This window comes from Actinosynnema sp., assembly GCF_052038725.1.
Genome location: NZ_JBQGCX010000549.1, coordinates 1 through 1,852 on the forward strand (window position 1 = coordinate 1; position 1,852 = coordinate 1,852).

The following is a 1,852-nucleotide window of genomic DNA, read 5'->3' on the forward strand; positions in this document are numbered from 1 at the left end:
GGGCGCGCTCGACGCGGGCCGCGTGCTGTCCCTGGCCACCGAGCGCGGCCGGGTCATGGCGCACGCAGGCCAGGGCGGGGGCGCGATGGCCAGCCTCGCCGCGGGCCCCGACCGGGCCGCCGGGCTGGCGGCGGGGGAGGACGTCGTGGTCGCCGGCTTCAACGGCCCCGACCAGACCGTGCTCTCCGGCCCCGCAGACGCCGTCCACCGGGTCTGCGCAGCCGCCAGTGCGCGCGGCGTGCACGCCACCCGCCTCCCGGTGTCCCACGCGTTCCACTCGCCCCTGGTCGCCCCGGCCGCCGACGCGATGGCCGAGCGCCTGGTCGACTACGACTTCGGCAGGCTCATCCGCCCCGTCCACTCCACCGTCACCGGGGCCCCGCTCGCCCCCGACGCCGACCTGAGGGCGCTGCTGCGCGAGCAGATCACCGGCCCGGTCCGCTTCCAGGAGGCCGCCACCGGGCTCGCCGAGCACGCCGACCTGGTCGTGGAGGTCGGCCCCGGCCGGGTGCTCACCGGCCTGCTCGCCGACATCGCCCCCGGAACCCCCGCGCTGTCCGTGGACGCCGACAGCGCCTCGCTGGCCCCGCTGCTCACCGTCGTCGCCGCCGCGCACGCCCTCGGCGCCCCGATCCGCACCGCCCCGCTGTTCGCCGACCGGGTGGCGCGCGAGCTGCCCCTGGACGGCGCGATGACGTTCCTGGCCAGCCCGTGCGAGACCGCCCCCGAGCTGGACCCCGCGCTGCGCACCACCACGAGCGCCGCGCAGGCCGCCCCCGAGGCGAGCGCCCAGGCCGAGGGCGAGAGCACCCTGGACCTGCTGCGCAGGCTCGCCGCCCAGCGCGCCGAGCTGCCGCTGGAGGCGCTCACCGAGCACACCCACCCGCTGGACGACCTGCACCTGAGCTCCATCACGGTCGGCCAGCTCGTCAACGAGGTCACCAGGGGCCTCGGCCGCCCCGCGCTGGAGACCAGCCCGAACTTCGCCACCGCCCGCCTGGGCGAGCTGGCCGACCTGATCGACGAGCTGGCCGCCACCGCCCACGACGGCGACCGGCAGGACGGCGAGGCCCCCGGCGTCGCGCCCTGGGTGCGCCCGTTCCGCGTCGTGCAGGTCGAGCGCCCGCTGCGCCCCGTCCAGGTCGCCGAACCCGGCGACTGGACCGTGCACGCCCCCGACGGCCACCGCCTCACCAGCCACCTCGCGGGCGCGCTGCCCGGCGACGGCGTCCTGCTGCTCCTGCCCCCGGAAGGCGGCCCCGAGCACGTCGCCCTGGCCCTGGCCGCCGCCCGCGACGCCCTGGCCACCGGCAGGCGGTTCGCGCTCGCCCAGGGCGCCCTCGGCATGTCCGGCCTGGCCCGCACCCTGCACCTGGAGGCCCCGCACCTGCCGGTCACCGTGGTCGACCTGGCCGCGGGCCTGCCCGACCACGCCGCCGCTGCCGCCGTCGTCGCCGAGATCGCCGCGGGCGAGGGCTTCACCCAGGCCCGCTACGCCGCGAACGGCGCCCGCACCGTCCCGGTGCTGCGCGTGGCCGAACCCGCTCCCGACGCCGCAGTCCCGGACACCGCAGTCCCGGACACCGCAGTCCCGGACGCCGCAGCCCTCGACACCGCAGCCCCCTCCCCGCTGGGCCCCGACGACGTCCTGCTCGTCACCGGCGGCGGCAAGGGCATCACCGCCGAGTGCGCGCTCGCCGTCGCCACCGACACCGGCGCCGCCCTCGCCCTGATCGGCCGCGCCGACCCCGCCGACGACGCCGAGCTGGCCGCCAACCTCGCCCGCATGACCGCCGCGGGCGTCCGCCACCGCTACGAGCGCGCCGACACCACCTCCGCCGACCAGCTCGCC

General features: G+C 78.8%; 1 protein-coding gene. It reads left to right on the top strand.

Features of this window, described 5'->3' with window-relative positions; translation table 11 throughout:
- A partial coding sequence (locus ACTUAL_RS11075; RefSeq protein WP_440900189.1) for an acyltransferase domain-containing protein occupies window positions 1–1,852 on the top strand: 1,852 nt, incomplete at both ends.